We start from the raw sequence: 3,518 nt of genomic DNA on the forward strand, positions 1-3,518 counted from the left end.
CCGCCGTTGGCGGTGCCGGAAGCGGCCTTTTCGGAAGCGGTGGCGCCGGCAGCGGTTTCAGGGGCGGCCGGAACTGCGGTGTCCGCGGCGGTCCCGGGGTGCCCGGAAGGAGTGCGGGAAGCGGCGCCCGACGGGCGCGCGGCTACTCTCACGAACGCACCTCCCTTGGGCAGCAGCAGCGATTGCTTAAGTAAGGCTAGCCTATGCTCAAGTGCTTTAAGAAACGTTTGTGTTGCGTATTAGGTCGCGCAGTTCCGGTTGGATTTTCACCGCCGCGGAAGAGCCGCCGGGGACAGCGCAACCGCGGCTGTCCCCGGGGGCATGCCGTGCCGTCCCGGGCCCATGGCGTACCGGCCCGGGACGGGTTCTACCCGTCCTGCGCGGCCCCGTGGCCGGCAGCCACCCGCTCGGATTCGCGGACCGGGCCCGGCGGGGTGCCGTTGCCGAACGGACGCCCGCCCAGCTGCTCGCGCCCGTGCTCCGAAAGCCAGTTGGACAGATCCGGGCCCTTGGGGATGATTCCGGTGGGATTGATGTCCTCATGGACCACGTAGTAGTGCGCCTTGATCTGCTCAAAGTCCACGGTGTCGCCGAAGCCGGGGGTCTGGAACAGGTCCCGGGCGTAGCCCCACAGTGCCGGCATCTCAGTGAGCTTGTTGCGGTTGCACTTGAAGTGGCCGTGGTAGACCGGGTCGAAGCGCACCAGCGTGGTGAACAGCCGGACGTCAGCCTCGGTGATGGTGTCACCCACCAGGTAGCGCTGCTTGGACAGCCTCTCCTCCAGCCAGTCCATGGCTGCCCACAGCCGGTCATAGGCGGCGTCGTACGCCTCCTGCGAGCCGGCAAATCCGCAGCGGTACACACCGTTGTTCACCTCGGTGAACACCCGCTTGTTGACGGCCTCGATCTCTTCCATATGCTCGGCCGGGAGCAGATCCGGGGCGCCCTCGCGGTGGAAGTCCTTCCACTCGGTGGAGAAGTCCAGGGTGATCTGCGGGAAGTTGTTGGTCACCACCGCGCCGGTGGGCACGTCGACGACGGCGGGCACGGTGATGCCGCGGGTGTAGCCGGGCACACGGCGGAAGAAGGCCTCCTGCAGCCGTTCGATGCCCAGGACCGGGTCCCTGCCGTCCGGATCGAGGTCGAAGGTCCAGCTGCGGGCATCGTGGGTGGGGCCGGGCAGGCCCAGGGAGATGGCGTCTTCCAGTCCCAGCAGCCGGCGGACAATGATGGTCCGGTTGGCCCAGGGGCAGGCCCGGGCGGCAATCAGCCGGTACCGGCCCGCCTCCACCGGGTAGCCGTCCCGTCCGTCGCGGGTGATCCGGGTTTCAATGTAGTTCGTGTCCCGGGTGTACTCAGTTCCGCCGGTCACGTACGAGCCTTTGGTGCTGTGCGAAGTCATGCCCTCAGACTAACGCGTCCGTCCTGCCCCTTGGGGGCTTCCGGATCCGACCACGGCTGCCGGAAATCCTGCGCGGCGGTAGAGTCGGTTGCAATGCCGTCAGCAGTGCAACGGAAGGATCTGGACCATGCGAGTAGCCGTAATCGGGGCAACCGGAAACGTGGGAACGGCTGTCCTGCGCCGGCTGGCGGACGCCCGCCACGAGCGCGGGGATCTGGAGGTGGTGGGCATTGCCCGCCGGATTCCGGACACCGCCCACTACCCGTACACCGACGTCGAGTGGCACAGCATCGACGTCGGCGACAAGGCGAACGTGGGGCAGCTGACCGAGGTGCTGCGCGGGGCCGACGCCGTAATACACCTGGCATGGCTGATCCAGCCCAACCGTAATGAAGCGGAACTGCACCGGGTGAATGTCGGGGGCACCGAAAACGCCCTCGCCGCCGCAGCCGCCGCAGGCGTGCGCCAGTTTGTCTGCGCCTCTTCGGTGGGTGCGTACAGTCCCGCCCCCAAGGACCGGCTCACGGACGAATCCTGGCCCGCCCGCGGCGTCTCCAGCTCGCACTACAGCCGGCACAAGGGTGAGCAGGAGGCGCTGCTGGACCGGTTTGAGCTGGAATACCCGGAAATCCCGGTGGCCCGGCTGCGGCCCGGGCTGATCTTCTCCTCCGATGCCGGCAGCGAAATCGGCCACTATTTCATTGGCCCGCTGATCCCGAAGTTCTTCCTGAACAAGCTGTCGCTGCCACTCATCCCGCTGCCCAGTTCCTTTGTCTTCCAGGCCGTGCACGCGGACGACATTGCCGACGCCTACTGGCGCGTAGTGGACCAGCGGGCGGAGGGCGCCTTCAACATTGCCGCCGACCCCGTCATCACCCCCGAGCTGCTCGCCGGACTGCTGGGCGCCAAGCGGATCCTGAACGTGCCGGTGAAGCTGGTACGCGCCGTCGTGGGGCTGACCTGGGCCGCCCACCTGCAGGCCACCGATCCGGGCTGGATCGACATGGCGGCAGGGGCACCGGTCATGGACACCACCCGGGCACGGGAGGTGCTGGGATGGCAGCCGCGGCGCACCTCGATTGAAGCCATGCAGTATGTGCTGGACGGCATGAGCGCGGGCGACGGCGTAGCCGGCTCCCCGCTGCTGGCCCCGCGCAACCGGGTACGCGCCTAGGGCGCTGCCCCGCGACGGTTAGGCGGTATCCGCTTCACCGGCGGACGGAGGCACCGCTCTGTTTCAGGTGCGACCGCTTTAGACCGCTTCCCGGACAGCTGCGTCTTCGACCGGGCCTGCTGAGCCGTCCCCGGAGCCTTCCCCAGCGGCGTCTACGGCCAGGCCCAGGTCTTCCTCGAGCAGTTTGGCGTTGACCACCACGGCCAGGCGGTAGGCATCACCGGCGGCGGCCACCACCTGCGCCGAAGGATCGGTGGCGTTGCCCACGGCCCAGATCCGCTCGCTGCCGGTGCGGCCCAGCTCGTCGGTGGCGATGCAGCCGTCCGAATCCAGCTCCAAATGCGCGGTCAGGCCGGCGTCCAGTTCAGCCTCAGGCTCCAGGAACAAGGCCTGGCACGGCACGGTTTGCCCGTCGGTAAGCTCCAGGGACGCAAGTTCCCCGTCCTCCACGCCCAGTCGGGCCACCTCGCCGTCGACCACCCGGATGCCCATGGCGGCCAGGCCGCGCGCGTCCTCTTCACTGAGCTCAACACCGGAGTGCAGCACCAGCGTGACATCGTCGGAGAACGTGCGGACCAGCTGCGCCTGCTGGATCGAGGTCTGTGCCGTGCCCAGGACGGCCAGCACCTTGCCCGAGGTTTCGTAGCCGTGGCAGTAGGGGCACTGCAGCACGTCCCGGCCCCAGCGCTCCGCCAGACCGGGGATGTCCGGCAGCACGTCCCGCAGCCCGGTGGCCAGGATCAGCTGCCGCCCGTGGAACTCGCGCCCGTCCGTCGTGCGCACCTGTCCGGCCGGGGATACTTCCGCCACGGTCCCCTCCACCAGTTCGACGCCGTAGCCGCGCACCTCGGCGCGGGCCAGGTCCAGCAGTTCGGAAGGGGGCATCCCGTCGCGGGTCGGGAAGCCGTGGACGTGGCCGGCAGGGGCGTTGCGGGGGCTGCC

At 68.7% G+C, this 3,518-nt stretch carries 3 protein-coding genes; 1 reads left to right on the plus strand and 2 read right to left on the minus strand.

From position 1 onward, the window contains the following. Positions 1-367: 367 nt before the first annotated feature. Complete coding sequence (locus AC5RUF_RS16240) at positions 368-1,402, minus strand: glutathione S-transferase family protein (RefSeq protein ID WP_494131278.1); 1,035 nt, start codon at positions 1,400-1,402, stop codon at positions 368-370. A gap of 127 nt (positions 1,403-1,529) precedes the next feature. Here AC5RUF_RS16240 and AC5RUF_RS16245 point away from each other — a divergent pair, with 127 nt between their 5' ends. Continuing rightward, entirely contained in the window at positions 1,530-2,576 is a 1,047-nt protein-coding gene (locus AC5RUF_RS16245; RefSeq protein ID WP_494131279.1) for an NAD-dependent epimerase/dehydratase family protein, read from the plus strand. 78 nt (positions 2,577-2,654) lie between these two features. On the opposite strand, the gene AC5RUF_RS16250 is transcribed toward AC5RUF_RS16245, so the two are convergent. Continuing rightward, positions 2,655-3,518, minus strand: an 864-nt coding sequence (locus AC5RUF_RS16250) for an NAD(P)/FAD-dependent oxidoreductase (protein WP_494131280.1), incomplete at its 5' end; no start/stop codon positions are given.

This window comes from Arthrobacter sp. Y3224198 (assembly GCF_059090025.1).

What these genes read in the sequence shown, in the direction of transcription:
- AC5RUF_RS16245 (WP_494131279.1), top strand. Translation starts at nt 1,530, where the DNA reads ATGCGAGTAGCCGTAATCGGGGCAACCGGAAACGTGGGAACGGCTGTC.
- AC5RUF_RS16240 (WP_494131278.1), bottom strand. Translation starts at nt 1,402, where the DNA reads ATGACTTCGCACAGCACCAAAGGCTCGTACGTGACCGGCGGAACTGAG.